The sequence below is a fragment of the Arthrobacter pigmenti genome (assembly GCF_011927905.1).
Classification (GTDB): domain Bacteria; phylum Actinomycetota; class Actinomycetes; order Actinomycetales; family Micrococcaceae; genus Arthrobacter_D; species Arthrobacter_D pigmenti.
In genome coordinates this window covers 1,179,693-1,206,172 of record NZ_JAATJL010000001.1, presented here as the reverse complement: position 1 = coordinate 1,206,172, position 26,480 = coordinate 1,179,693, and the positions used below count along the sequence as shown (strand labels likewise).

25 protein-coding genes and 1 rRNA gene are annotated in these 26,480 nt (G+C 64.1%); 9 read left to right on the top strand and 17 right to left on the bottom strand.

The window, feature by feature from the left end; translation table 11 throughout:
* Positions 1-40: 40 nt before the first annotated feature.
* The 3 genes from BJ994_RS05575 to BJ994_RS05565 form a co-directional block, all read right to left on the bottom strand.
* Positions 41-907 (bottom strand): segregation and condensation protein A, encoded by an 867-nt coding sequence (locus tag BJ994_RS05575; protein ID WP_167995875.1) that lies wholly within the window; start codon positions 905-907, stop codon positions 41-43.
* Positions 908-923: 16 nt separating this feature from the next.
* A complete protein-coding gene (locus tag BJ994_RS05570) occupies positions 924-1,811 on the bottom strand; it encodes an AAA family ATPase (protein WP_167992321.1) in 888 nt (295 codons plus the stop codon).
* 241 nt (positions 1,812-2,052) lie between these two features.
* Positions 2,053-3,483: a cation:dicarboxylate symporter family transporter gene (locus BJ994_RS05565; protein ID WP_167992319.1), complete on the bottom strand. Its 1,431-nt coding sequence runs from the start codon at positions 3,481-3,483 to the stop codon at positions 2,053-2,055.
* Between the two features lie 147 nt (positions 3,484-3,630).
* Here BJ994_RS05565 and BJ994_RS05560 point away from each other — a divergent pair, with 147 nt between their 5' ends.
* Together BJ994_RS05560 and BJ994_RS05555 are read left to right on the top strand one after the other, a co-directional pair.
* The gene (locus BJ994_RS05560) at positions 3,631-5,244 is read left to right on the top strand and encodes a sensor histidine kinase (protein WP_167992317.1); all 1,614 of its coding nucleotides are present in this window, start codon (positions 3,631-3,633) and stop codon (positions 5,242-5,244) included.
* Positions 5,237-5,962, top strand: a complete 726-nt coding sequence (locus BJ994_RS05555) for a response regulator (RefSeq protein WP_167992315.1) — start codon at positions 5,237-5,239, stop codon at positions 5,960-5,962. The genes BJ994_RS05560 and BJ994_RS05555 overlap by 8 nt, the downstream gene beginning before the upstream one ends.
* A gap of 7 nt (positions 5,963-5,969) precedes the next feature.
* Here BJ994_RS05555 and BJ994_RS05550 read toward each other — a convergent pair whose 3' ends face one another.
* Entirely contained in the window at positions 5,970-6,965 is a 996-nt protein-coding gene (locus BJ994_RS05550; protein ID WP_209066633.1) for a sigma-70 family RNA polymerase sigma factor, read from the bottom strand.
* A 135-nt stretch (positions 6,966-7,100) separates the two neighbouring features.
* Here BJ994_RS05550 and BJ994_RS05545 point away from each other — a divergent pair, with 135 nt between their 5' ends.
* The 6 genes from BJ994_RS05545 to BJ994_RS05520 all read left to right on the top strand — a co-directional run bounded on the left by BJ994_RS05545 (position 7,101) and on the right by BJ994_RS05520 (position 12,777).
* Entirely contained in the window at positions 7,101-7,538 is a 438-nt protein-coding gene (locus BJ994_RS05545) for a VOC family protein (protein WP_167992314.1), read from the top strand.
* 182 nt (positions 7,539-7,720) lie between these two features.
* Complete coding sequence (locus tag BJ994_RS05540; RefSeq protein ID WP_167995873.1) at positions 7,721-8,395, top strand: FCD domain-containing protein; 675 nt, start codon at positions 7,721-7,723, stop codon at positions 8,393-8,395.
* A complete protein-coding gene (locus tag BJ994_RS05535) occupies positions 8,388-9,905 on the top strand; it encodes an MmgE/PrpD family protein (RefSeq protein ID WP_167992313.1) in 1,518 nt (505 codons plus the stop codon). Before BJ994_RS05540 ends, BJ994_RS05535 begins: the two co-directional genes overlap by 8 nt.
* On the top strand, positions 9,906-10,811 hold the full coding sequence (gene prpB / locus BJ994_RS05530) for a methylisocitrate lyase (RefSeq protein ID WP_167992312.1): 906 nt from the start codon (positions 9,906-9,908) through the stop codon (positions 10,809-10,811). It begins immediately after the preceding gene.
* Between the two features lie 48 nt (positions 10,812-10,859).
* A complete protein-coding gene (locus BJ994_RS05525; RefSeq protein WP_167992311.1) occupies positions 10,860-11,999 on the top strand; it encodes a bifunctional 2-methylcitrate synthase/citrate synthase in 1,140 nt (379 codons plus the stop codon).
* A gap of 73 nt (positions 12,000-12,072) precedes the next feature.
* Positions 12,073-12,777: an alpha/beta fold hydrolase gene (locus BJ994_RS05520; RefSeq protein ID WP_167992309.1), complete on the top strand. Its 705-nt coding sequence runs from the start codon at positions 12,073-12,075 to the stop codon at positions 12,775-12,777.
* Positions 12,778-12,779: 2 nt separating this feature from the next.
* On the opposite strand, the gene BJ994_RS05515 is transcribed toward BJ994_RS05520, so the two are convergent.
* Positions 12,780-13,268 (bottom strand): NUDIX domain-containing protein, encoded by a 489-nt coding sequence (locus BJ994_RS05515; protein WP_167992306.1) that lies wholly within the window; start codon positions 13,266-13,268, stop codon positions 12,780-12,782.
* A 112-nt stretch (positions 13,269-13,380) separates the two neighbouring features.
* Between BJ994_RS05515 and BJ994_RS05510 the strand changes: the two genes are divergently transcribed.
* Positions 13,381-14,262, top strand: a complete 882-nt coding sequence (locus BJ994_RS05510; RefSeq protein WP_167992304.1) for an ion channel — start codon at positions 13,381-13,383, stop codon at positions 14,260-14,262.
* Between the two features lie 64 nt (positions 14,263-14,326).
* On the opposite strand, the gene BJ994_RS05505 is transcribed toward BJ994_RS05510, so the two are convergent.
* The 12 genes from BJ994_RS05505 to rrf form a co-directional block, all read right to left on the bottom strand.
* Complete coding sequence (locus BJ994_RS05505; protein ID WP_167992302.1) at positions 14,327-15,643, bottom strand: hypothetical protein; 1,317 nt, start codon at positions 15,641-15,643, stop codon at positions 14,327-14,329.
* 1 nt (position 15,644) lies between these two features.
* Positions 15,645-16,181, bottom strand: coding sequence for an RNA polymerase sigma factor (locus tag BJ994_RS05500; RefSeq protein WP_167992299.1), 537 nt, complete (start codon positions 16,179-16,181; stop codon positions 15,645-15,647).
* Positions 16,182-16,228: 47 nt separating this feature from the next.
* A complete protein-coding gene (xerD, locus tag BJ994_RS05495) occupies positions 16,229-17,218 on the bottom strand; it encodes a site-specific tyrosine recombinase XerD (RefSeq protein ID WP_167992297.1) in 990 nt (329 codons plus the stop codon).
* Complete coding sequence (locus tag BJ994_RS05490) at positions 17,215-17,898, bottom strand: NUDIX domain-containing protein (protein WP_167992295.1); 684 nt, start codon at positions 17,896-17,898, stop codon at positions 17,215-17,217. Before BJ994_RS05490 ends, xerD begins: the two co-directional genes overlap by 4 nt.
* Before the next feature lie 5 nt (positions 17,899-17,903).
* Positions 17,904-19,607, bottom strand: a complete 1,704-nt coding sequence (locus BJ994_RS05485) for a CTP synthase (protein WP_167992292.1) — start codon at positions 19,605-19,607, stop codon at positions 17,904-17,906.
* A complete protein-coding gene (gene recN, locus BJ994_RS05480; protein WP_167992290.1) occupies positions 19,604-21,322 on the bottom strand; it encodes a DNA repair protein RecN in 1,719 nt (572 codons plus the stop codon). The genes BJ994_RS05485 and recN overlap by 4 nt, the downstream gene beginning before the upstream one ends.
* Positions 21,319-22,245 (bottom strand): NAD kinase, encoded by a 927-nt coding sequence (locus BJ994_RS05475; RefSeq protein ID WP_167992288.1) that lies wholly within the window; start codon positions 22,243-22,245, stop codon positions 21,319-21,321. Before BJ994_RS05475 ends, recN begins: the two co-directional genes overlap by 4 nt.
* Positions 22,246-22,275: 30 nt before the next feature.
* On the bottom strand, positions 22,276-23,106 hold the full coding sequence (locus BJ994_RS05470; protein WP_167992285.1) for a TlyA family rRNA (cytidine-2'-O)-methyltransferase: 831 nt from the start codon (positions 23,104-23,106) through the stop codon (positions 22,276-22,278).
* A gap of 2 nt (positions 23,107-23,108) precedes the next feature.
* Positions 23,109-23,327, bottom strand: a complete 219-nt coding sequence (locus BJ994_RS05465) for a hypothetical protein (protein ID WP_167992282.1) — start codon at positions 23,325-23,327, stop codon at positions 23,109-23,111.
* Positions 23,328-23,350: 23 nt separating this feature from the next.
* Positions 23,351-24,385, bottom strand: a complete 1,035-nt coding sequence (locus BJ994_RS05460) for an HAD-IIA family hydrolase (protein ID WP_167992280.1) — start codon at positions 24,383-24,385, stop codon at positions 23,351-23,353.
* Complete coding sequence (locus BJ994_RS18100) at positions 24,357-26,093, bottom strand: hypothetical protein (RefSeq protein ID WP_245192256.1); 1,737 nt, start codon at positions 26,091-26,093, stop codon at positions 24,357-24,359. The genes BJ994_RS05460 and BJ994_RS18100 overlap by 29 nt, the downstream gene beginning before the upstream one ends.
* A 188-nt stretch (positions 26,094-26,281) precedes the next feature.
* Positions 26,282-26,398 (bottom strand): 5S ribosomal RNA (gene rrf / locus BJ994_RS05450).
* Between the last annotated feature and the right edge of the window lie 82 nt (positions 26,399-26,480).

The window sequence follows — 26,480 nt, the reverse complement described above, 5'->3', positions numbered from 1 at the left end:
CTTCTCCTTCCTCTAGATTCGCGGCAACCGGCAATTTGTCCTACGTAGACACATCCACGTCATATTCCTCGCTGATGCTCAACGCGTCCCATTCCCGCTCACCGGCGGACCAGCGCACGGTCAGCTCCCCCAGCGGCGCTGCCTGATCCAGCGTGATGACCGTATCGCGGAACATCTCCAGGAGTGCCAGGAACCGGGCAACCACTACCAACAGGGAGTCCGCGTCTGCAGTCAGCTGGCGAAAAGACAGCGTTCCATGCTCCTGCAGCCGGTGCCCGAGGATGTCCGCCTGCTCACGTACGCTCACCGCCGGGGCGTGCAGGTGCCCGATGCCCACTTCCGTAGGGGCAGGCTCACGCGGTTCAAGCGCCTTGGCAGCGAGCGCAGCAAAGTCCGGCGGCGACATTCGCCAGGAGAGTTCCGGCATCATTGCCGCATACCCTGGTTCCAGCGCCACATCGCGAGGGAAACGCCTGCTTTCCTCGACGAGCCGCTCCCCCAGGAAGCGCGCGATTTCCTTGAATGCCTTGTACTGCAGCAGCCTGGCGAACAGCAGGTCGCGTGCCTCAAGGAGCGCGATGTCCTCTTCGTCCTCTACCTCTCCGGACGGCAATAGGCGCGCGGCCTTCAGATCCAGCAGGGTGGCGGCGATGACGAGGAATTCACTCGCTTCATCAAGTGAAAAATCATCCCCGGCTGCACTGAGCGCCCGTATGTACCCGATGAATTCGTCCGTGACCCTGGCGAGGGCGATCTCGGTGATATCCAGTTCATGCTTCGAGATCAGGCTCAGCAGCAGGTCGAAGGGCCCACTGAAGTTATCGAGCCGGACTTCGAAGCGGACGGTTCCGGCGGCCTCGGGTGGGAGGGAGGCGGCGCCGTCGTCGTCGTTGGCTTCCTGCACCATTGGCAGGGTGGCCCCGCTAGGGAGCGCCGCCGCGCGAGATGAGTTCACGCGCGAGGTTCCGGTATGCGTCGGCCCCCGCATGGTTGCCCGCATAGGAGGTGATCGGTTCCGCGGCGACCGTGGCGTCAGCGAACTTGATGGTGCGCTTGATGACCGTCTGGAACACCTTGTCGCCGAAAGCCTCAACCAGGCGGGCGATGACCTCGCGGCTGTGAAGGGTCCGCGCGTCATACATCGTGGCCAGCACGCCATCCACATGGAGGCGCGGGTTGAGGCGGTCCTGGACCTTTTCGATCGTCTCGACCAGAAGGGCTACGGCACGGAGCGCGAAGAACTCGCAGATCAGCGGGATGATAACGCCGTGCGCCGCAGTGAGTGCGTTGACAGTCAGCAGGCCGAGGGACGGCTGGCAATCGATCAGGATGACGTCGTAGTTGTCCTCGACCTTGCGCAGTGCGCGGTCCAGGACCTGCTCGCGGGCTACCTCGTTGACCAGCTGCACTTCAGCTGCGGAGAGATCGATGTTGGCCGGCAGTAAATCGATATTCTCGACGCCGGTTCGCTGGATGGCGTCCTCGATATTGACTTTGCGGTCCATGAGGACGTTGTAGACGGTGACGTCCAGCTCATGCGGGTTGGTGCCGAGCCCTGCGGAGAGCGCGCCCTGCGGATCGAAGTCGACCAGGAGGACGCGGCGGCCGGCTTCGGCGAGCGCAGCTCCGAGGTTGATGGTGGAGGTGGTCTTACCGACGCCACCCTTCTGGTTCACCATCGCGATAACACGCGCGGGTCCGTGCGAGGCCAGGACCGGCGGCTCGGGAAATTCGGTGACCGGACGTCCGGTGGGGCCAATCTCTGAGTCGGTTGCGTCCTTCAGAGTTGTGGAACCCTGTTCGCTACTCACGTATCTATCCACGCTTCCGTCTAGTGCTTGTCCAGCAACAAGTTACTGCTCGCTTGCTTCACCACGTTACAACCGCTGCCACACTGAGCCGTGGAAATACCGGACTCACGGTGCGCGAGCCTTGAGTCTCAAGCTGAGGTTCAAGCTTTCGCAATCGACTGGAACTTTCACCCCAACGAACGGGCAGGACACGCCGCTTCAGGCGAATCTGAAGCGGCGTGTCCTGCCCAGTCGATGCGTTCTAGCGGGTCGCGCCTACGCGCTCCCCTTCGCGCCCGTCGAGGTGCGCTTCGGCGATGTCGGTCTTCGTCTCGGCGCCGTCTTCGGCTGTGTCCGCATGGGCGTCCTCGAAGTGGCCGGCGCTCATGGTCGATTCGTCGAATGGGAGGTTTCCTGCCAGCACCTCGTCCACCTGGCCGCGCTCAATCTCCTTGGTCCAGGTGCCGATCAGCAGGGTGGCGACGGCGTTGCCGGTGAAGTTGGTCAGTGCGCGTGCTTCGGACATGAAGCGGTCAATGCCGACAATCAGACCAACACCGTCCACCAGGTTCGGCCGGTGCGACTGCAGTCCGCCTGCCAGAGTGGCCAGGCCTGCACCGGTGACGCCGGCTGCGCCCTTGGAAGCGATGATCATGAAGATCAGCAGCGAGATCTGCTCGCCGAGGGCAAGCGGCGTGCCGAGGGCTGATGCAACGAACAGTGAGGCCATCGTCAGGTAGATCGCGGTGCCGTCCAGGTTGAAGGAGTAGCCGGTGGGAACCGTGACGCCGACAACCGGCTTCGAGACACCCAGGTGCTCCATCTTCGCGATCAGGCGGGGCAGCGCCGCCTCGGAAGACGAGGTCGAGAAGATCAGCAGGTATTCCCTACCGAGGTACTTCATCAGCTTGAAGATGTTGACGCCGGTGACGAGCTTCAGCAGTCCGCCCAGGATCACAACAATGAAGATGATGCACGTTACGTAGAAGGCGGCCATCAGAGTGAACATGCTCACGATCGCCTGGACCCCGGTTTCCCCGACGACGGCGGCAATCGCACCGAACGCTCCGATGGGCGCCAGCCACATGACCATGATGAGGATCCGGAAGACCAGGGCTTGGATGTGCCCGATACCGCGGAGGATCGGCTTACCGGCAGATCCCATCTTCTGCAGCGCGAAACCGACCAGCAGCGCAACGAAGAGGGTCTGCAGGATGCTGGTGCCCGTCAGTGATGAGAGCAGCGTGTCCGGGATGATCCCGAGCAGGAAGTCAACGGTGCCCTCGGACTCGGCGAGCGCGGATTCGTCATAGGAGGCGTTGGAGATATCGAGTCCGGACCCGGGCTGCACAATGTTTCCGACGACGAGACCGATGCCGAGCGCGAAGGTCGACATGAGCATGAAATATCCAAGTGCGAGGCCGCCGACTTTGCCGACTGTCGCCGCCTTGGCGATCGACCCGATGCCGAGCACGATGGTGCAGAAGATGATCGGCGCGATCATCATCTTGATGAGCCCGATGAACGCTGTGCCAATCGGCTTCATCGCGACTGCGACTTCCGGCGCGACCAGCCCGAGGACTGCACCGAGGATGACTGCCGCAATGACAGCGATATAGAGCGTGTGGGTCTTGTCGATCCTTTTCCGTGGCTTGGCTGCTGCTGAGGCAGCCTGTGCTGGCGTCTTCGCCATGTGCAACTCCTTATGCTGGTATGCGGCCCTTTGGCCGGGTCGCTACCTATCGTGCGGCGTTACAGTGATGTGGGTCACCATTGCGTTCATACTGTTCGCCGGGGCTGGAAATCCGGGGCATCGACGGAGGCGAAAAGGAGTGTGAGGATGAAGAGGTGGAGCCTTGCCCGCCAGTTCTTTGTGGGGCAACTCGTCTTCGTGCTCGCGTTGACCTCGACAATCTCCTGGGTCCTCTATCTGGACGCAGAGGAGAACACGTTCGACGCGGCCTCGCAGCGGATGCTCGCGGTAGCGACGACCTTCGCCAATGATCCGTTCGTCCTGAACGCCGTGCAGAGCCCCAATCCGAGCACGGTACTGCAGCCCTACGCGGCCCAGGTCATGGATGAACTGGGCGTGGACTTCGTGACGATTATGGATACCGACCGCACCCGCTACACGCACCGCAACGAAAGTGAGATCGGCGGAGAGTACATCGGCTCGGTCGATCAGGCGCTCGCCGGCGACTCGCATGTGGAAGTCTTCACGGGGACGTTGGGCCCGTCGGTCCGGGCCATCGTTCCCGTCCTAACGAACGACGACGACGTCACTGCCCTCGTCTCGGCCGGCGTGACCGTGGACACGGTGTCCATTGCCCGTAATGCCCAGCTTCCCCTGGTCTGGCTGATTGCCCTTGGCGCGTTGACGGCGGGCACGATCGTGTCACTGCTGCTCAGCCGTCACCTGCGCCGGGCAACGCTAGGCCTCGGGACAGAACAGCTTTCGCGCATGTTCGTGTTCTACGACTCTGTGCTCCACTCCGTCCGGGACGGGCTGGTTCTGACGAACCCGCGGGGTGAACTGGTGCTGTACAACGATCAGGCCGCAGCCCTGCTCAATCTCCCGCCTGCCGTTCCCGGCCACCCCAGGCACGCCGCCGACGTCGGGCTGCCGCCGTCCATCAGCGACCTGCTCACGAGCGGGCGCCGTGCGAGCGGGGAGTTCCACGTTACGGACGACCGCGTGCTGGTGGTCAACCAGGAGCCCGCTGTCCCCGACGCCGCCGCCAAACCGCTGGGTACGGTGACCACCATCCGTGATCACACCGAACTTGAGGCGCTGTCCGATGAGGTGCAGACCATGCGCACCCTGACGGGTGCCCTGCGCGCCCAGACGCATGAGCATGCGAACCGGCTTCACACAATCGTCTCCCTGATCGAGTTGGACCGCCGTGCGGAAGCCCTCGAGTTCGCGACCAAGGACCTGGAGCAGTCTCAGCAGCTCACCGACGAGGTGGTCGCTGCGATCGATGAGCCGTTCATTACCGCGCTGCTCGTCGGCAAAGCGGCCCAGGCGAATGAGCGTGGCCTTCGCCTGGCCATCGACGTTGCCGGAAGGCTGGAGACCCAGGGCATGGATCCCAGGGACCTGGTCACCATCATCGGGAACCTGCTGGACAACGCGTTCGACGCCGCAGCCTCCTCGCAGAACCGCGCGGTCACGCTGTCCATCGGGACCGCGCAGGCGGACCCGGGAACAATCATCATCGACGTAGCCGACAGCGGGGCAGGCCTGACCGATGCCGAGCAGGAAGAGATCTTCACCCTCGGCTTCAGTTCCAAGGGCGCTGCAGGCGCTCGCGGGCTGGGGCTGGCGTTGGTCCGCCAGGCGGTGAACAGGCTGGGCGGCACCGTCAGGGTAGCCAACGACGACGGCGCCCACTTCACGGTGAGCCTGCCCACCGCAGGATCAGAGGGGCGGAAGGCTGACGCCCATGGTTGAGAATGCGGGGGAACTCCCCATCCGGGTGCTCGTGGTCGAAGACGATCCGATCGCTGCCGAGGCCCATGCGCTGTACGTGCAGCGCCTCAACGGATTCGAGCTTGCCGGCACGGCAGGTACCGGTTCGGAGGCGCTGGCTATGCTGCGCAGGGGGCGCGAGCCGGGCGCCGGCGTCGTCGGCGGTATTGATTTGGTGCTGCTCGACATGAACCTGCCCGACCTGCATGGGCTGGACATCATTCGCAGAATTCGGGGCTCGGGCAGTGCCGTCGACGTCATTGCGATCACCGCAGTGCGGGACCTGGCCGTGGTCCGGTCGGCGATCTCCTCGGGCATTGTGCAGTACCTGATCAAGCCGTTCACCTATTCGGCGTTCAGCGAGAAACTGGGTAACTACCGGCAGTTCCGGGACAGTCTCCACGCGCAGGCGTCGTCGACCACCCAGTCCGAAGTCGACAACGCCCTTGCGGCACTGCGCCCGCCCTCGCAGGGCAGCCTTCCGAAGGGGCTTTCCGACGAGACCCTGCGCGCCGTCGTGTCCTTCCTCTCCTCAGCGAAAGAACCGGTGTCGGCGGTGGAGGTCGCCTCCTCGCTGGAGCTGTCCCGCGTCACGGCGCGCCGGTACCTTGAGTACCTCGCCGACAGCGGGTCCGCACGGCGCATGCCGCGCTATGGAACCAGGGGCCGGCCCGAGCTTGAATACACCTGGAGCCGCTAAAGCTTACCTAGCGCTCGTCCACTTTCTCCGGTAGTCCGAACGCCGGAAACAGTTCCGGGTAGAGGAAGTTGTGGTGGCCGACTATCTTTCCCTCGCGCGTTTCGATGACCTGGACGGCGAAGGGCTCCCAGAGGCCGGGCTCGACAAAATGGTAGGCACCAAACCCCGCGGTGCCGTTCACCATAACGGGCAGGAGCCTGCTGTCCTTGCAGACGATTCCCTTGCCCAGGAACCAGGCCGCGCAGTCCTCCGGCCCGCTGAGCCACAGGTTGAACGGAGGCATGGACAGGACGGCGTCATCGCGCAGTAGCGACACCAGCCGGTCAATGTCGTAGGTCTCGAAGGCCTCGACGTACTGTTCGAGCAGAACCGAGTGCCGACTGTCCATAGTGGACATCAACGACGGCCCGCGCCGGGCTGCCAGCGTCTTCCGTGCGCGCTGCAGCGCGCTGTTCACAGCCGCCACGGTCTGTTCCAGGAGGGCCGCAGCCTCACTTGCTTTCCATGCCAGAACCTCGCACAGGATCAGGACCGAGCGTTGCAGGGGCGGCAGGTGCTGCAGCGCCGCAATGAAAGCGAGCCGGATCGATTCCCTTGCGAGCGCGACGTCGGCCGGATCGGCTGTCAGGTCGATAACCTTCCCGTCCGCGATGGGCTGCACGAAGACGCCCTCCGGCAATGGCGCGCCCAGCACGGCTTCGGACGTGGGTGTCGACGGTCCGAGCTCCATCGGGCGCGCGCGCCGCTGCGGGCTGCGCAACATGTCGATGCATACGTTGTGGGCGACCCTGTAGAGCCACGTCCGGGTGGAAGAGCGTCCGCCGAATGAGTCCCGGCCGTTCCACGCCTTGATCATGGTCTCCTGGACCGCGTCTTCCGCTTCCGATCCGGAGCCCAGCATGCGGTAGCAGTAACCGGTCAGTTCCCGCCGGTAGGTTTCAAGGTCCTGCTCGACCGATCCGACCGGCTCTTCCACCCGCTCCGGGTCCATCGTGGAGTGCATAGGTCCGAGCGTAGTGGCACTTCATGGAAAGTTCGCAGGAATTTTGCGACTGAACCGATGATTTTTCGCGAAAGGCGCCGTCTACTGGGTAAGCGAGCATCCACGCCGCCGGAAACCCGTTAGAAGGAGAGCACAGTGACCAGCGTATTCATCAACCTCCCCGTGAAGGACCTGCAGAAGTCGAAGGACTTCTACACCAGCTTCGGTTGGTCGCTGAACCCGGCGTTCAGCGACGACAACGCCGGATCCATCGTTGTGAGCGAGAACATCTACATCATGATCCTGACCCACGATCACTTCAGGCAGTTCACCGACAAGGAGATCGCCGACACCACAACGACGTCGGCGGTGCTGAACGCGATCAGCGTCGACTCCCCCGAGGAAATTGACGAGCTCGTGGAGAAGGCATTGGCGGCCGGCGGCACCGAGGGCAAGCCGCAGGACTACGGCTTCATGCGCTCCCGCACCTTCGCGGACCCGGACGGCCACTCCTGGGAGATCCTCTGGATGGATCCGATCGCGCAGACCGGGGACTGGGCGGCTGTGCAGGAGAAGTACCCGCAGGAAGCCTGATTACAGGCACGCACCAACCACGACGGCGGCACTCACCCGAGTGCCGTCGTCGTCATGTCCGGATCGTGGCGCAGATGAATGTATACAGTAGAGCTAATTTTCAGCCTTCTTTCGCTACACCAATTGCGCCAACGGACCGCTTTGTATACATTAGGGGAGTGCAGGAGTCCAGAGCAGGATCAGTGCGAGCGAGTGACCGCGCCTACGAAACCCTTCGGTCGGACATCATCGAGTGGCGTCTGAGTCCCGGCACTGTCCTCGGAGAACTCGAGCAGTCCGCAAGGCTCGGCGTATCCCGAACCCCCCTGCGTGAAGCCCTCTCCCGGTTGACCGCGGAAGGCTTGACCGCCGCTCACCGGGGTCGCGGCGTCGTCGTAAGTGACATTTCTTTGGAGAAGATTTCTGAACTGTTCGCCGTTCGAATCTCACTTGACTGCACGGCAGCTACCCTCGCCGCAGAGCGGAGCGACCAGGACATTTTCAACACGCTGACAATTAGGTTCGAGACCGCATCCACGCTGATCAGCAGCTCGTCCGGCGAACAACACGAGTACTACAGGCTGGTTGCCGAACTTGACTCAGCCATCGACGCAGCAGCCGCGAATCCCTACCTGCTGCAGGCCCAGAAGCAACTTCGCACACATCTGTCGCGTGTGCGCCGGCTCGCCAGGGACGACGCCGCCCGACTGCTCGCCTCAGCGGCCGAACATGCGCAGATCGCCCGCTCCATCGCCCAGGGGAACGCCGATCTCGCCTCAGCGTCCACCAAAGTACATCTCCATAACAGCCTCCAGTACCTGCTGGCTGCCCGGATCGACCCAGGATCCACAACCCGAAAGGAAACCGCCCATGGTTGAGCACCACCAAGTCCGTGTCTACCGCAGCGACGAGAACCTGCCCCGTACCGGCCAGCTCGCCTGGAAGATCGCTGAGGTAGCGGCCGACCCCGTTGGCGTCGACGAAGATGTCACCGACATGGTGATCAACCGGATCATCGACAATGCTTCCGTGGCAGTTGCGTCGCTGAACCGCGCGCCGATCATCGCTGCCCGCGCGCAGGCGGGAAGCCATCCGGTTTCGGCCAACGGACGCGGCGCCGCCGTCTTCGGGATCGATGAGAAGTCAAGCCCTGAGTGGGCCGCCTGGGCCAATGGCGTAGCCGTCCGGGAACTGGACTACCACGACACCTTCCTCGCCGCCGACTATTCACACCCCGGTGACAACATCCCCGCCATCCTCGCGGTGGCCCAGCACACCGGGACCTCCGGTGCAGACCTGCTGCGCGGCATCGCCACCGGGTATGAGATCCAGGTGGACCTCGTCAAGGCGATCTGCCTGCACAAGCATAAGATCGACCACGTCGCCCACCTGGGCCCATCAGCGGCGGCCGGCATTGGTACACTGCTTGGCCTCGACGTCGAAACCATCTTCCAGGCGGTTGGCCAGGCCCTGCATACGACGACGGCAACCCGGCAGTCGCGCAAGAGCGAGATTTCCACGTGGAAGGCGCACGCCCCCGCCTTCGCCGGCAAGATGGCCATTGAAGCCGTAGACCGGGCGATGCGCGGCCAGACCTCCCCCACCCCGATCTACGAGGGTGAAGACGGAGTCATCGCCTGGATGCTGGACGGTCCGGACGCCCGGTACGAAGTGCCGCTGCCTGCGGCCGGCGAAGCGAAGCGCGCCATCCTGGACACCTACACCAAGGAACATTCCGCGGAGTACCAGGCGCAAGCCTGGATCGACCTTGCCCGGCGCCTCCACGGCTCCCACCCGGAGGTCACGGATCCGGAACAGGTCAGCAGCATCCGGATCCACACCTCGCACCACACCCATTACGTCATTGGATCCGGTGCCAACGACCCGCAGAAGTATGATCCGACCGCATCCCGGGAAACGCTCGACCACTCCATCCCGTACATCTTCACCGTCGCTCTCCAGGACGGCGCTTGGCACCATGTGGACTCCTACACGCCGGAACGCGCGGGCCGGCCCGACACCGTCGAGCTATGGCGGAAGGTCACTACAGTGGAGGACGCCGAATGGACCCGGCGCTACCATTCACTCGACATCAGCGAAAAGGCGTTCGGGGGTCGCGTGGAAATCACGCTGAACGACGGCACTGTGGTCACGGACGAGATCGCGGTCGCTGACGCCCACCCGCTGGGAGCCCGCCCGTTCGCCCGCGAACAGTACATTGCCAAGCTGAGGACGCTCGCCGCCGGAGTCGTCGACGATGCCGAGGTGGAACGCTTCCTCGACGTAGTCCAGCGCCTCCCACAACTCGCTCCCGGTGAGCTCGACCAGCTGAACCTGACGGCGGCCGCCGGAGTCCTCACGGCCGAGGCGCCGAAGGGGCTGTTCTAGATGCTGTATTCCTCGGTTACGCCCGGGCAGAAGCGGGAGGTCCTGCGTGCCGGGCTCCGCAGCGGCCGGATCCAGCAGTTCCCCGGCGCGTTCAACCCGTTATCGGCGCGCCTGATCGAAGACAAGGGCTTCGACGGCGTCTACATCTCCGGTGCAGTGCTCGCCAACGACCTCGGCCTGCCCGATATCGGATTGACCACTCTCACTGAGGTGGCAACGCGGGCCGGGCAGATCGCCCGGATGACCGATCTACCCGCCCTCGTCGACGCTGACACAGGCTTCGGCGAGCCCATGAACGTAGCGCGGTCCGTGCAGGAGCTCGAGAACGCCGGTCTCGCCGGCTGCCACATCGAAGATCAGTTCAACCCGAAGCGTTGCGGGCACCTCGATGGGAAGAACGTGGTCGACGTCGATACCGCCGCAAAGCGCATACGTGCCGCCGCGGATGCACGGCGGGACGCCAACTTCCTGATCATGGCTAGAACGGACATCCGCGGTACGGATACGCTCGCGGCCGCCCAGGACCGTGCCAAGGCTCTTGTTGATGCGGGAGCAGACGCCATTTTCCCCGAAGCCATGCGCGACCTGTCAGAATTCGAGGCCATCCGCAGCGCCGTCGACGTGCCGATCCTGGCGAACATGACCGAGTTCGGCAAGAGCGAGCTGTTCACCCTGACTGACCTGGAATCAGCCGGGGTGAACATGGTGATTTACCCCGTTACCCTCCTGCGTAGTGCGATGGGGGCGGCGGAGCGTACGCTGGAGACGATCAAGGCCGACGGCACCCAAAAGGCCGCGGTCGGCTCGATGCAGACCCGCGCCCGGCTCTATGAGCTGGTCGATTACGAGGCGTACAACCGGTTCGATGCCTCGGTGTTCAACTTCAAGGTGCCTGGCGGGCACTGACCCACGCACCTCCCATACCTCATCTGCACAGACCAAGGAGACCCAGGCATGACAGAAACCCAAATCCACAAGGGCCTCGCGGGCGTCACCGTGGACACCACGTCGGTGTCCAAGGTCAATCCGGAGTCGAACTCCCTTCTCTACCGGGGTTATCCGGTGCAGGAGCTGGCCGCCGAAGTCAGCTTCGAGAACGTCGCCTGGCTTCTGTGGCACGGCGAATTGCCCACTGAGACGGAAGCGAAAAGCTTCCGGACCTTTGAACGCTCCCACCGCGCGCTTGCAGACAACGTCAAAGCGGCCATTGACCTGCTGCCCCTGACCTGCCATCCGATGGACGTCGGCCGAACCGCCGTGTCCGTGCTGGGCGCCAACCATCCCAAGGCGGAGGACTCCTCCCCCGAGGCGGAATTGGAGAAGGCGACTGAGCTGTTTGCCGCGTTCCCCGCCGTCGTCGCCTATGACCAGCGCCGCCGGCGCGGCCTCGACGCGGTGGGCCCGCGTGAGGATCTGGGCTACGCCGCGAATTTCCTCTGGATGACGTTTGGCGAGGAGGCTGCTCCGGAGGTCGTGGACGCGTTCAACACGTCCATGATTCTGTATGCCGAGCACTCATTCAATGCCTCCACCTTCACGGCAAGGGTCATCACCTCCACACTTGCGGACCTGCACTCGGCCGTCACCGGAGCGATCGGGGCCTTGAAAGGGCCCCTGCACGGTGGGGCGAACGAGGCCGTGATGCATACGTTCGAGGAGATCGGCATCCGCGAGGACGAGTCCACCCAGGAAGCCGCTGCACGTGCCAAGGCCTGGATGGACGATGCGCTGGCGCAGAAGAAGAAGGTCATGGGCTTCGGCCACCGCGTGTACAAGAGCGGTGACTCCAGGGTGCCGACCATGAAGGCTGCACTGGACGACATGATCAAGCACTATGGCCGCCCGGAGATTCTCGGACTCTACGAGGGCCTTGAGACAGCGATGCAGGAGGCGAAAGGCATCAAGCCGAACCTTGACTATCCCGCCGGTCCCACCTACCACCTCATGGGATTCGATACCGAAATGTTCACTCCGCTCTTCATCGCCGCCAGGATCACCGGGTGGACCGCCCACATCATGGAACAGCGGGCTTCGAACTCATTGATTCGTCCGTTGAGCGCCTATGAAGGACAGGACGAGCGCCACCTCTCATAACCAGGACCGAACCTGTCCTCAATGAACGGTCCAATCCCTTCTGCGCTTTGCTTTGAAAGGTAGGGTTCCCGACATGAATATCATTCTGGTTCCCGGGTTCTGGTTGGACGCTTCATCGTGGTCGGAGGTCACGCCGCCGCTCATTGAGGCAGGGCACGCCGTGCATCCGTTGACATTACCTGGCCTTGAGGGGCAGGACGCCCCGCGCGCAGGCATCGGGCTGCGAACACATATCGATGCGGTGGTCTCCGTTGTGGACGGCATCGACGGTCAGGTAGTGCTCGTGGGGCATTCAGGCGGTGGCGCGATCATCCACGGAGTTGTGGATGCACGTCCGGACCGCGTGGTCCGGGCCGTTTACGTGGACAGCGGTCCGCTTGGCGAAGGCGGCGTCATCAACGACGAACTTCCCGCTGACGGCGAAGAGATACCGCTGCCGCCGTGGGACGTGTTCGATGATGCAGACCTGACTGATCTTGACGACGCGCTGCGGAAGGACTTCCGACAGCGGGCCATTCCCCAGCCGCGCCGAGTTGCCTGCGATCAGCAGACACTCCGCAACGAACGCCGCTACGATGTTCCCGCTACTGTCATCGCATGCGAATTTCCCTCGGCAATGCTGGTGGAATGGATCGCTCAGGACCACCCCTACGTGGCTGAACTCGGGCGCATCAGGGACGTCGAGTACGTGGACCTTCCCACGGGGCACTGGCCCCAGTTCACCAAACCCGCCGAACTGGGAGCTGCGATCCTGACGGCGGTGGAACGAAACGGATAAACCTAGGCGGTGTGCTCTCCGAAGACTGCCGTGCGTACCGTCGCGTTGTCGGAGTTGAGGGTAACGGTGACGTCCAACGGTTCATCGCGCAGTACGTGACCCAGCCAGCGCTGGGCGTCCTCCCACATTCCCTCCCAGGGAACAGCCCCCACCGGATACCACGCGGGGTCGATTTCCTCGCTGGGCACTGCTTCCCCGGAGAATCGATCAGCGGTGAAGATGACCGCGTCCATGTCCAGCAGCGGCGCCGCAGGAAATCTCCAACGCACGCGCCCGAGCTCTTTCACATCAGCTACACCAACGACGACCCCGGCCTCCTCCGCTGCTTCACGCACCGCTGCTTCGGCGGGCGTTTCACCGGATTCGATGCCGCCACCCAGCGCCACAATCCGTCCGGTGCCAAAGCCCGAGCGTTTGAGGCCGAGCAGCACTTCGCGTCCTGTCGTCGATTCACGGAACAGGAAACAGAGCGCAACGCGGCGAGGGGCCATGCTTCCTGAGTGTAGTGCGATCTGCACCGCTAGCGGTCGCCGTCGGCAGGCCGCCGGATGACTCGTTAGACTGCCCCAACGACCAGATCGCCGTGCAGTAAGGAGAACGAACGTGTTGTGGTTGCTGTCCATCCTTGGCGTCCTTGTCGTCCTGCTCGGGCTTGTAGAGGTTTTCCACACCCTCCTTCATCCCAGTGGCCGTGGCAGGCTGAGTCGATTGTGCGTCGTGGGAGTCTGGCGGACGGTCCGCCGTCTGGGCGACAAGGGCGCCTCGATGGCCGGACCGTTGGCAATGGTGTCTGTCATTTTCTTCTGGGCAGCGCTACAGGCGGTCGGCTGGGCGCTGCTGATCTATCCTCACATTCCGCAGGGCTTCAGCTACTCCCCCGGCGTTGATCCTTCCCGATACAACGACTCTGCTGAGGCTCTCTACATATCCGCAGTCACCTTGACGACCTTGGGCTACGGTGATGTAGTCGCGGTGGACCCCGTCATCCGGTTGTTGTCGCCGTTGGAAGCATTGACCGGCTTCGCCCTGCTAACGGCCGCAGTCTCATGGTCCATGCAGATTTATCCAGCACTTGCCCGCCGTCGTGCGCTCGCGATCCGGCTGTCGCTGCTCCAGAACTCCGGCTACGCCTCAAAGCTGGACCAACTGGATGCTGCTGCCGTAACCAATACGCTGGAAGCAATCGTCGCAGACCTGGTGGAGATCAGGGTCGACCTCACTCAAACCTCGGAGTCCTACTACTTCTGGGAAGCCAACAAAGATCTGTCTTTGCCTGCTTCATTGTCCTACGCTGTCGATCTTGCTGACCAAGCGGGCCAGTCCTCGCGGCCCGCGGTGAAAATGGCGGCCGCGCTCCTTCACGATGCACTGGATTCTCTCGCCGCCTTCCTCAGCGACGAGTTCAAGAACGATGGCGGATCCACAGAGGAGATCTTTCAGTCGTATGCGAAGGATCACAGGTATCCGTACCGCAACGGAACCTGACAAACGCACCTCGCTTGCAGTTCAACAAGCGAGATGCGTCTGCCGCCCGCAGCGAACCGCCGAATCAATCAGTAACGGTGATGCTATCCGCGATAGCAGCCAATTGAGCGAACTCCTCGGACTGTGCATACGCTTCCGCTTCGGCCACCGAATCAAACTCCAGTGCGTTTCCCTGCTCGTACGGCGAAAACATGAATGAGGTGCTCAGTGACAGCAGGCCCATTTCAGGTCCGCTGATTGCGTTGTAGAGCATGCACGACTCTCCCGAGGACGGCTGATCGGCACCGATCAGGGACGGCGCGGCCAGCACCGGATCTCCCTCGAAGACGCGAAGCACGAACCGGGCGTCAACCTCAGCCCCTCCTGAACCCGTCACCGAAACTGGGATCGCGCCAACCTCCTCCCACGGCACCGGATCCTGCGCGCATGCACCACCGAGGCCACTGGCACTTGAGTGCTGCAGGTTTGCCACCTTCTGCCCCGCGGCGTTGACGAGGTCCACGCCCTGTGAAGCAGGTACAACTTCCCAATCGGCCCGGGTTTCGAAGACCACCCCTAGCTCCGGGAACTGGTGGGTCCGGCGCAGATCAGACAGCGACGGGCCAACACCGACGAGCGCCGGCCGCAGTTCGACAGGAATGCCCGCGGCAATGAAGCGCTGGTCCATGACTTCCTTAGGCGTGAGCCCCTCCGGGTGAGCGTGCGTGTCCCATTTCAGGACGGCTCCATAGGTGTCGATGTCCACGAGCCACTGCCCGTCTACACGCTTGGCGATGAAGAACCATGCGTTGCCGCCGTCCTTCGCTTCGGCCAGGTAGCCCTCGTCGGTCAGCTCCATGGCCATCCAGTCATCCGTGCACCCGATGACCGGGTAATGCTCCGGGTTGGACGTCAAGGGGGTCAGGCTCATGAAGTCGCTCCCCTGTTCCATCACCCTGTCGACGTCCTGAGCCCGGCATCCGACGTCCACTGGAGGGCCTGTGGGAACGCCGGTGGGTTCCGCCGTCGTCGTCGGCTGCGCTGTCTCGGAAGGCGCGGTTGATGGTGTCGGTTCTGCGGATGGGCTGGGCTCAACGGAGGGGACGGGGTCGGTGGTTCCAGCCGGTAGCGGTGACTTCGCGCCCAGCGATCCGCTGACGACGACGGCGCCCACCACCACAGCGGCGGCAGCTGCACCCGCGAGCGACACCGCAAGCGTACGGCGGCGCCGCAGCGGAACCACAACCGGTGCGTCATCGCTGAAGGCATCACTATCGAGTTCTGATTCCGGGGTTTCATCTCCGGCAAGCAGTGGAGGAATGTTCTCGGTTGGTGAGCCCGCTGATTCCTTCTCGGCGCGCATCGGATCAAGGTTGCGGATGAGGTTCTCTATGCGGTCCATTTCAGGCTTCTTCCTCTGCCAGCAGGCTGGCGGGCATCATCTGTGCGAACGCGGCTCGCGCTCGGTGCAGGCGGACTTTGGCGGCTGAGGCGCTGCATCCGAGCACCTCGCCCATGCCGGCTATGGACAGATCGTCCCAATAGGCCAGCAGGAGAATCTCGCGCTCCTTATCGCGTAACCGGAGCAGGGCGTCGGCGACAGCCTGCTGCTGCGCGCCGTGCCCGGCACGGGCGGCAATCACCACCGATTCACGAACCCGCTCCATCAGCTGCTCCGCCCGTTCCCGGCGACGGTATTCGTTGCCGATCACGTTGCGGGCAACTCTCAGGAGCCATGCCGGCGTCACTGAGGCCGCGTCCGGGTTCTTCTGCCAGGCGATGCGAAAGACATCGTTGGTCAGTTCCTCGGATGCTTCACGGCTGCTAATCCGGCGATGAATGAAGCGGAATACACGCTCGCGATGTTCCCGGTGCATCGCCGCGAACACATCGTCGTATCGCTGCAACACTGTCACCCCTGATGCTCGTATCCTGTCCATACTCCTCTTGTTTCCGCTCAGCCGGGAGAGGTTACAGGACGGTGGAATCAGAGGGCGCGGGGGTGTGCCGCAGCGTAGACTTCGCGGAGCGTGTCAGCGGTAACCAGCGTGTAAACCTGCGTAGTGGTCACGGAGGCATGCCCAAGCAGCTCCTGGACAACGCGGACGTCCGCGCCGCCCTGCAGCAGGTGGGTCGCGAAGGAATGGCGCAGCGTGTGTGGGGAAACCTCGCCGCTGACGTGGGCGCGCTCGGCCGCGGTTTTCAGGATGCTCCAGGCGCTCTGCCTGCTCAGCCTGCCACCGCGGAGGTTGAGAAACAGGGCCGGAGTGCTGTTCTTTGCTGTCGCGGTGGCGGCGAGCGAGGGCCGTGAACGCACCAGATAGGCATCCATGGCGCGGGCAGCATAGGAGCCGAGCGGCACGAGCCGTTCCTTGGACCCCTTGCCGAAGAGCCGTACGACTGCGGGCCCCTCCAACACCTCATCAACAGAAACGTCGTCGACGTCGAGTCCCACCGCCTCGCTGATACGGGCACCGGTGGAGTAGAGGAATTCAAGCAGTGCCCGGTCGCGGAGCCCGGCCGGCGTGGAGGTATCCACGGCCTCCAAAATGCGGGTCACCTCATCCACGGAGATCGCCTTCGGCAGCCGTTGGCCCGCCACAGGAGGGTGTACATCCTCTGCGGGATCGGTTGCAGTGGTTCCCTCAAGCGCCAGGAATCGATGGAAGCCGCGGACGGCAACCACCGTGCGGGCAGCGGAACGGGGACTCAGGGGCGCCTGACCATCTGCCCCGGTTGCCAGGCCCTGCGCGAAGGCGGAAACCAACTGACGGGTCACCCCTTCGATCAGATGTGCGTCCTGCGCGGCAAGGAAGCGCTGATACCGAAGCAGATCCCGCCGATAGGCGGCGAGCGTGTTGGCCGAGAGGCCCCGTTCCACCAGCATGTGCTGCAGGTACTCGCCCATCAGCCTGCCGGGAGCAGTGGTCTGCAGCTCGTCCTGGACGGGCGCTTGCACGCCCTCGGCCGTGGTCATGCCCGCAATACAGGGCCCGAGGGCCACGTGCCGTGCTGGCTCGGGTGCTCCGGCCATGGTGAATCGGCCGGACGGAGCGAACTGTAGCCGGCGAGCTTTGCGGCGGCCGCCGCGAGTACCGCAGCCGCGGCAGAAGGGCTGTGGATCCGGCCGCCGAGCACCGCGTCCACCGCGTCCTGCAGCGGAACCCACGCAAGTTCGATCTCCGCTTCCTCATGCGTGCGGGTGTGCCGCTCCTCGTGGGGCACTTCGGTGACGCCCTGCGCCAGATAGATTCGCAGCGCCTCACTGGATGATCCCGGTGAAAGGAACAGATCCGCCAGGACGTGCCAGGTGTCCGCAGTGACGTCCGCTTCCTCGGCGAGTTCGCGGGCTGCAGCGTCAACGAAGTCTTCGCCGTCCATGTCCAGCAGCCCCGTCGGGATCTCCCAGAGATCCATCCGGACCGGGTGCCGGTACTGGCGAATCAACAGGACGCGCTCCTTCTCGTCCATCGCCAGGATCGCAACGGCGCCGGGATGCTGGATGAACTCGCGGGTGATCGACTCGCCGTTGTCATTCAAGGTGAAAGTCTCGCGAAGGACATCCCAGACCTTGCCCTCGAAAACGGTGGATGTCTCCAGCAGCCTGCGGGGGCTTTGCCGGTCAGCTACCGCCGTGGTCCGCGGCTCCTCTTCCATGGCTCCTAGGCCTTGACGCCGCGCCGTGTCAGCGCCGCCTTCACCAGTCCGGCGAAGAGCGGGTGCGGGCGGGTGGGGCGGGAACTGAGTTCCGGATGTGCCTGCGTGGAAACGTAGTACGGGTGCGTCTGAGTTGGCAACTCCACGAATTCGACCAGTTTGCCGTCAGTTGTGGTCCCCGAGACCACTAGCCCGGCCGCTTCAAGCTTTTCGCGGTACTCATTGTTGACCTCGTACCGATGGCGATGGCGCTCGCTGACGTCCGTCCGGCCGTACGTCTTGGCAATCAATGAACCCTCCCGCAGCTTGGCATCCCAGAGGCCCAGGCGCATAGTTCCACCCATGTCCCCTTCTCCTGCCACAATGTCGAGTTGCTCCGCCATGGTGGCGATCACCGGGAAGTCGGTGTCAGGTTCGAACTCAGTGGACGAGGCCCCCTTGAGTCCAACGACGTTGCGGGCAAACTCGATGACCATGCACTGAAGGCCGAGGCACAGGCCCAGGGTAGGTACTCCGTTCTCCCTGGCATACCGCAGCGCGCCGAGCTTACCCTCGAGTCCACGGATTCCGAATCCGCCGGGAACACAGATAGCGTCTGCACCCTCAAGAGCCTTGGTGGCGCCCTCCTGCGTGGCGCATTCGTCGGACGGGACCCAGCGGATCTGTACCTTCGCCTTGTTGGCGAATCCGCCCGCACGCAGGGCCTCGGTGACTGAGAGATAGGCGTCCGGAAGGTCGATGTACTTACCCACCAGCGCGATTTCGACATGGTGCTTGGGGTAATGGACCGCATCCAGCAGCTTGTTCCACTTGGTCCAGTTCACGTCCTTGAACTTCAGGTCGAGCGCCTGGACAATGTACGCGTCCAGCCCCTGCGCGTGCAGGGTCTTGGGGATGTCGTAGATGCTCGGCGCGTCTGCCGCGTTGACGACGGCGTCGATATCGACGTCGCACATGCGGCCGATCTTGGCCCGCATCGCGTCGGGAACCTCACGGTCTGACCGGATGACGATCGCGTCCGGCTGAATACCGATGGAGCGCAGCATCGCGACCGAGTGCTGCGTCGGCTTGGTCTTCAGCTCCTGTGACGGGCCGATGTAGGGCACCAGGGAGACATGCAGGAAGAAGACGTTGTTCCGGCCAACGTCCTGGCGGACCTGGCGTGCGGATTCGAGGAAGGGCTGTGACTCGATGTCGCCGACCGTCCCCCCGATTTCGGTGATGATGACGTCGGGAGCCTTGCGGGATCCGGTGGGTTCCGCGGGCAGCCTCATGCGGCGCTTGATTTCGTCGGTAATATGCGGGATGACCTGCACAGTGTCGCCGAGATATTCTCCGCGGCGTTCCTTGGCGATGACGGTCGAGTAAATCTGGCCAGTGGTCACGTTTGCGGAGCCGTCGAGGCTCTCGTCGAGGAAACGCTCATAGTGGCCGATGTCGAGGTCCGTCTCCGCGCCGTCGTCGGTCACGAAGACCTCGCCGTGCTGGAACGGGTTCATAGTGCCGGGATCAACGTTGAGATACGGATCCAGCTTCTGCATGGTCACGGTGAGTCCGCGGGCCCTCAGCAGGTGTCCGAGGCTCGAAGCCGTCAGTCCCTTGCCCAGTGAGGACGCCACACCACCGGTGACGAAGATGTGCTTTGTAGTCTTGGAGGACTTTGAGAACCGGGAGATTGTTTGCTGCACCACGGAGTTCGAGCCTATCACCTGGCAGCTGTCCGCGCTGCATCCAGGAGAAGTTCCTCGGCGTGTGCCTGCGCGCTCGCTGACTCCTCCTGGCCTGCCAACATCCTCGCCAGTTCGCGAACCCGTTCCGACTCCGGCAGCACCTCGACGTCACTTGCCGTGAACCCGCCGTCGGCTGCCTTGCTCTTGGTGACGCGGATGTGGTGTGAGGCGAAGGCCGCGACCTGTGGAAGGTGGGTCACCACCACCACCTGCACGTGCCGCGCGAGCATCGCGAGTCTGCGGCCGATTTCGACGGCGGCCTTGCCTCCGACACCTGCATCCACCTCATCGAAAACGAAGGTCGGTACGGGGTCGACGGCGGCGAGGACCACCTCGATCGCGAGCATCACCCTGGATAGTTCGCCCCCGGAGGCGCCCTTGCCGAGCGGCCGCGGCGCTGAGCCGGCGTGCGGACGGAGGGAGAACCCGACGTCGTCGGCCCCCAGGACGCCCGGCGTGCCTGTTGGGGTGAGCCCGATGATGAGTTCAGCATCCGGCATCGCGAGTGCGCTCAACTCCTCGCTGACCCGTGCGGCGAGAACTTCTGCAGCGGCCCGGCGCAGGGCGCTGAGCACCCCGGCCTGATCCAGCACCTGGGCTTCAAGCTCGGCGGCTTCCTGCTGGAGCTGTTCGATCCGGTCGGAGTCCCCACCGATTTCGTCAAGCCGCTCGCGGCTGGTGGCTGCCCAGTCGAGCACCTCGCGAATGGTTGGCGCATACTTGCGGATCAGGACGTTGAGATCCGCGCGACGCGCCTCAACCTCCGCGAGCCGGCCAGGACCGTCGGAGTCCAGGGAGGAAGCATAGCCCGCCAATTCCGTGGAGATATCGGCCAGGACGTAGCCGACCTCGGCCAACCGCTCGGACAGGGCTGCCAGCTCGGCATCGTGAGCACCGACCGCAACAAGCTGCCGCTTGGCGGCATCCACCAGGGTGGTGGCATCGCCTGTCTCGGGGAATTCTCCGGACACCAGTGCCTGGTGCGCTGCCGCCGCTGCGGTCCGAAGCTCCTCGACGTTGCCGAGCTTCATGGCCTCAGCCTTCAGGGCTTCATCCTCATCCGGCTGCGGGTCGACGGCGTCGATCTCTTCCAATGCAGCCTGCAGCGACTCCGCTTCACGTAGCCGGTCCCGCTCCGCGCTGCGCAGCGTCTCCAGGGTTGCGGTTACATCCCGCCAGCGCCGATACGTTGCCTGATAGTTCCTCAACGCCTGACCGAGCTCGGGGCCACCGAATTTATCGAGCGCCTCGCGTTGGGCGGCAGCACCTCGCAGGCGGAGCTGATCCGATTGCCCGTGAACTACAACGAGCTTCTCCCCCACCTCCGCGAGCACGCCCGCTGGCGCGGACCTGCCGCCGACGTAGGCGCGGCTGCGTCCGTCGCTGTTTACGGTGCGTGCGAGAATGAGCCCGGCGCCGTCGTCGTACTCCTCTAGCTCCGCTCCGGCCTCAAGCGCGCGCTTGGCCGCGACGCTCTCGACATCGACCCTGAGCACTGCCTCCGCGGAGGCGCCCTTGGCTCCGAGACGTACCGCGCCGGCATCGGACCGCGCACCCATCAGCAGGCCGAGTGCTGAGAGCACCATCGTCTTCCCGGCGCCGGTCTCCCCGGTGACAACGGTGAACCCGGCCCCGAGGGACAGGGTGGCATCGGCAATTACGCCGAGGTCGCGGATTCGGATTTCCTCGATCATCGCGTTACTTCCGCCTCATGGCTTATGGGTCCGCGCCACCCCTGGGTTGGAAGTTCGAATTTGCGTACCAGGCGCTCCGAGAACGGCGTCTGATGGGTCCGCGCCAGCCGGACGGGAATCTCGGATCGGGTTGCCTCCACCCGCGCTCCCGGTGGCAGATCCACGGTTCGGCGGCCATCGCACCAGAGCACGCCGGAGGCGTCGGTGCGCGTCAGGATTTCGACTGCAAGCAACGACGACGGCGCCACCACCAGAGGTTTGGCGAAGAGTGCATGCGCGCTGATCGGTGCGACGAGGAGCGCTTCCACTTCGGGCCACACGACCGGTCCGCCCGAGGAAAAGGCGTAGGCAGTGGAGCCGGTCGGTGTTGCCAGGACAACGCCGTCGCACCCGAAGGAACTCACGGGCCGTCCGTCCACCTCAAGGACCACTTCGATCATGCGCTCGCGGTTTGCCTTCTCGATGGCTGCCTCGTTGAGTGCCCAGGTCTGTGCGGCAAGCTGGTCTCCGCGCCACACCTTGACGTCGATGGCCATCCGCTCCTCCACGGTGTAGTCCTTATCGACGACCCACCGGACGGCCTCCGCGAGATCAGCCCGCTCGCTTTCGGCGAGGAAGCCGACATGGCCAAGGTTGACCCCAAGCAGTGGGACATCGGTACCGCGAACCAGTTCAGCGGCTCGCAGTATGGTCCCGTCACCGCCGAGGACCATGCCAAGCTCAATATCGCTCAGCTCGACATCGGCCCCCAGCGCCTCTGTGGGAGCGGCGAGCATGCCATATTCGGCTTGGATGTCGCGCAGTTCCTCCGCCCGCATCACCGGCGACAGCCCCGCTGCGTGCAGGCGGGTACAGGCCTCCTGGGCGGCGGCCATGGCGTCGTGGCGGCCTGTATGGGCGAGTACCAGTATGCGTCTAGTCATCACGTTCCGTTGTATCAGGTGGGGACGGCGTCACGCATTGCCGACGGGCGCGAACGCAGCGCTTCCTCCCACGATGTCGTGGGCAAGGGTCGCCCCGTCCTTCTCGATCCTAGGCACGATTCCGCGCTCCGGCACCTTTATCCACACGAAGAACTCCACATTTCCGTTCTGGCCGGGAAGCGGACTCCGCGCGATGGACTCCACCTCCAGGCCCAACTGGATGGCCGAACGAACCACCACGACGACGGCGCTGCGCCGCCGAGCTTCGTCCGTCACCACACCGGTCCGGCTGAGCGCGGTCCTTCCGACTTCGAACTGCGGTTTCACCATCAGTACCAGTGCCCCGCCGTGCCGGGTGGCCCGCGCGAGCGGTTCCATCACCAGGGTCAGTGAAATGAAGGAGAGGTCCGCGACAGTCAGGTCCACCTGCCCGCCGATCGCAGCCGGTTCGAGGAAGCGGACGTTGAGTCCCTCGTGCACGCGGACTCGTGGGTGGGTGCGCAGCTGCTCCACCAGTTGGCCGTGCCCAACATCCACCGCCACAACTTCACGTGCGCCGCGCCGCAGGAGCACGTCCGTGAATCCGCCCGTGGATGCGCCCGCGTCGAGGCATCTCCGGTCCCGCACCTGAACTTCAGGGAAGGCGGACAGCGCACCGTCGAGCTTGTGCCCTGCACGGCTCAGGAAGTCGGGGCTTTCACTGTCCGTCACCAGTAGTTTGTCAGTTTCCGTGACGGACTGGGAGGCCTTGTGTAGCGTGGCTCCGTCACGCCGTACGCGCCCGTCCGCAATCAGCTGCGCTGCGTGCGACCGTGAGCGTGCGAGTCCCCGGACGACGAGGGCCTGATCCAGGCGTGCCACGTTCAGTCCTGGTCGGCATTGAGTTCGGCGAGCAGATCGTCGTGAAGACGCTCATAAGCTGCGGGTTGCGCCGTCTCATCAAGATCCGCGATGTCTGCCAGCCCGGTCATGAGCTCGGTCACCGCAGCATCATTGGTGGCCTGCACGGACGTGGGGTATGTCGGCAGTGTGCCTTCCAGCAGCGAACCCTGCTCAGAAGGGAACGGATCAGCTGGCCCCATCTCCGGTCCTCACTTCCAATCGCTCAATAGGTCTTCGACGGTTCGCGGACGAACTCCAGGGGTGGGAATAATGCTCGGTCCTGGTGTGGTTTGGACGTCCACCAGGCGGCACACGCTGCACGCCAGGTATCCACGCTGTCCCGTTCACCGTCCATTATGACGACGCCGTCCCGGACCTGCGCGCTCGACTCACCGCACGTGAAGATTCCGAGTTCCTCGTGAATCACCGGGTACGGCTTGTGCAGTTCACCGAGATTGCCAAGCAGATAGGTGGGCCGCTGGTCGGATACCGCCGCGAGTGCGCTCTCCACGGTGTCCACTCCCGTGAGCACCAGGGCGGTGGCCAGACCGGCCCGGTTACCGCCGAGTATGTCGGTATCAAGCCTGTCCCCGACAACGAGAGCCATGTTTACGCCGAGGTGGCTCGCCGCCGTTCTGAACAACTGCGCTTCGGGCTTGCCTGCGACAAGCGGTTGTTTGCCGGTTGCGGCGCTCACGGCGGCAACCAGCGTGCCGTTGCCGGGTGCGATACCGCGGGCCTGCGGGATGGACATATCCGTGTTGGTGGCCACCCAGACGGCTCCCCCAGCGACAGCGAAGGCCGCTTCTGCGAGGTCCTTCCACCCGAGGGTGGGCTCGAACCCCTGAATTACGGCATCCGGCAACGGGTCGGCTGTGGACACCGGTACAAGGCCCTGCTCCGCCACGTGTTGCGCGAGGATAGCGCTGCCCGTCACCAGCACCGAAGCGCCCCGGGGCACGATTCCGGCCAACAGCTCCGCACCGGCCAAAGCTGAACCGTAAACCTGCCGGGCCTCAGCCGGAGCACCCAGCTCGCGTAGGTGGGCGGCGACCTCCGCAGAGGACCGCGAGGCGTTGTTCGTGATGTAAGCCAACGCAACACCCGCGCCAGCGAGTCCCTCCAGAGCGTCGATGGCACCGGGAATAGCGGCAGGACCGGCGTACACCACGCCGTCGAGGTCTGCGAGCAACGCTCCGAACCCCTGGACGAGAGTGGCTGCACCGCTACTATTCACTGTCACGCTGCTCCGGTTCATCTGCGCCGTTGAGCATGCCCGGCGTCTCTTCTTCGGGCGTCTCTGTTGCCTGCTCCCCTGATACCTGTTCCTCTGTTGCGGGTGAGCCCTCAGCGACAGGCGGGGTGACGCCGTCGTCGGGTGTCCCGGCAGCGATGCTCTGGACTGTGCCCGCGGCGGCCCTGTGGTCAAGCTCCGCCTCTTCGTCGTCACCGGTGAGGTCAATGATGTCCGGATCAGCAAACGCTCCGACTCCCAGGGCGTTCTCGGCAATCTCTGCCTGACGTCGCCAGGACGCAGCGTCCTCCGCCCTTCCCGCTGCTTCCAGGGCATCCGCGTAGGCGCGGAAGAGCCGGGGGCTGTAACTGAAGGCGCGGTTTTTGGTCAGCTGCGGAATCTCCAAGGCAGCCACTGCTGCTTCCAGCTGTCCGAGGTCGGTCCGGGCCCCCGAAACGACGATGGCAAGCTCTACCTTTCCAGCGGCGTCGAGCGTTGTGGCGTCCTCGGAACGGGCCAGATCCAGCGCCCGGTCCGGACGCCCGAGGCCCCTCTCACAGTCGGCCATGACGGGCAGGTGGTCATTGGAACCGCTGATACGCCGGTAGGTACGGAACTCGCGTAGAGCCTCACCATAGTGGCCCGCTGCGTATGCCGTAAGCCCTACGGCTTCGCGGACGACGGCGAGCCTGCCACCTCGTCTGCTTGCAGCCAGCGCATGTTGGAAGGCGAGCTCGGGATCATCCTCGATCAGGCGGCCCGCCATCACGAGGTGCTTTCCAACCCACAGCGCACTGCGTTCCTCGAGATTGCGGATTTGCGCCCGCGTCACCTTGTCCAGTTCGCTTCCGGTGACGTCTTCGTCGATCTCCGGGGAGCGTTCGCGGTCGGGCCGATTCGCGCTGCGAAGGTCCCGTGCATTATGTGGTCGGCTGAACGGTGCATCCGCGGGGCCATTCTCTGAGGACGAGCGCTCTGGCCTGCGGGAGCGGTCGCTGGTGCGGCGCTCGCCACCTCGGAACTCGTCACCGAATTTCCGCGCCCCGGTGTCCCGCCCGTAAGACGAACCGCCCCGAGCAGGACCATCATGCCGCTGCCCGCTTCTCTCAGGGCGCGCCGATCCGCCTGCGTCGTTACCGCGATACGGGCGGCGCTCATCACCCGTTGACTGTGGTCGGCTATCCCTGTCCCTGCCCCTGTCGCTGGAGTGGTCCCAGCGGTCGCCGCCTTCACGGGGTTTCCGACGCTCGCCTACACCGGGTTCCCGGCGTTGCCCTGCGGCACCACCGCTCCCCCTGCTGAAGTCATTGGAGTCCCGACGTCCACCGCTGCGTTCGGAACCACCTCCGCTGCGGTACCCGCGGCCCTGGGAACGATCGTCATTGCGCTGTGGTCCCCCCTCACCCGTTCGTGAGGGACGATCCTGCCAGGAACCGCCGCGGTTCCCCGCCTGGGACCGGCGCTCGGTAGAACCGGAGTCATTGCGTTGGCCACGTTCCGGGCGTGCATCCTGCCCACGGCGCTCACCACTATCGCGGGAATAACCGCCCGAACCGCGGCGGGCGGTACCTTCCGAGTCTTTGCGGGGTCCGTCGGGCGAGCCCGGTTCGCGACGGTTGAAGCCCCGACGTTCGCCACCCGCACTGTTGGAATCGCGCGAGCCAGGGGTCTCTTTACGCCATCCTTCACGACGTCCGTCGTTCTTTCCGGAATTACGGTCCTGATCAGCCATGGCAGCACAATTCCTCTCGTCATGAGCTGACCTGACTTAGGTGCCGGACGCTCTCGCTGTTGATATATGTGGGATGTAGAGGGATTACCTCTCTACCCTCCCATTGTAGGGAGACCCTGCCGGTGATGCGCAGGGCGTTAAATGGCTGAGGCCCCGACTGCTGTGTCGGAGCCTTAGCGCTAATGGTTGTCCGGCGGTGTCCTACTCTCCCACACTCTCTCGGGTGCAGTACCATCGGCGCTGTGGGTCTTAGCTTCCGGGTTCGGAATGGGACCGGGCGTTTCCCCCACGCTATGACCGCCGTAACCTTTTTACCCGTCCCCCGTTGTTCACCTGTGTGGGTGGTTGTGGGGGTGGGAAGTTTGTGGTTACAACTTGTGTGTATGT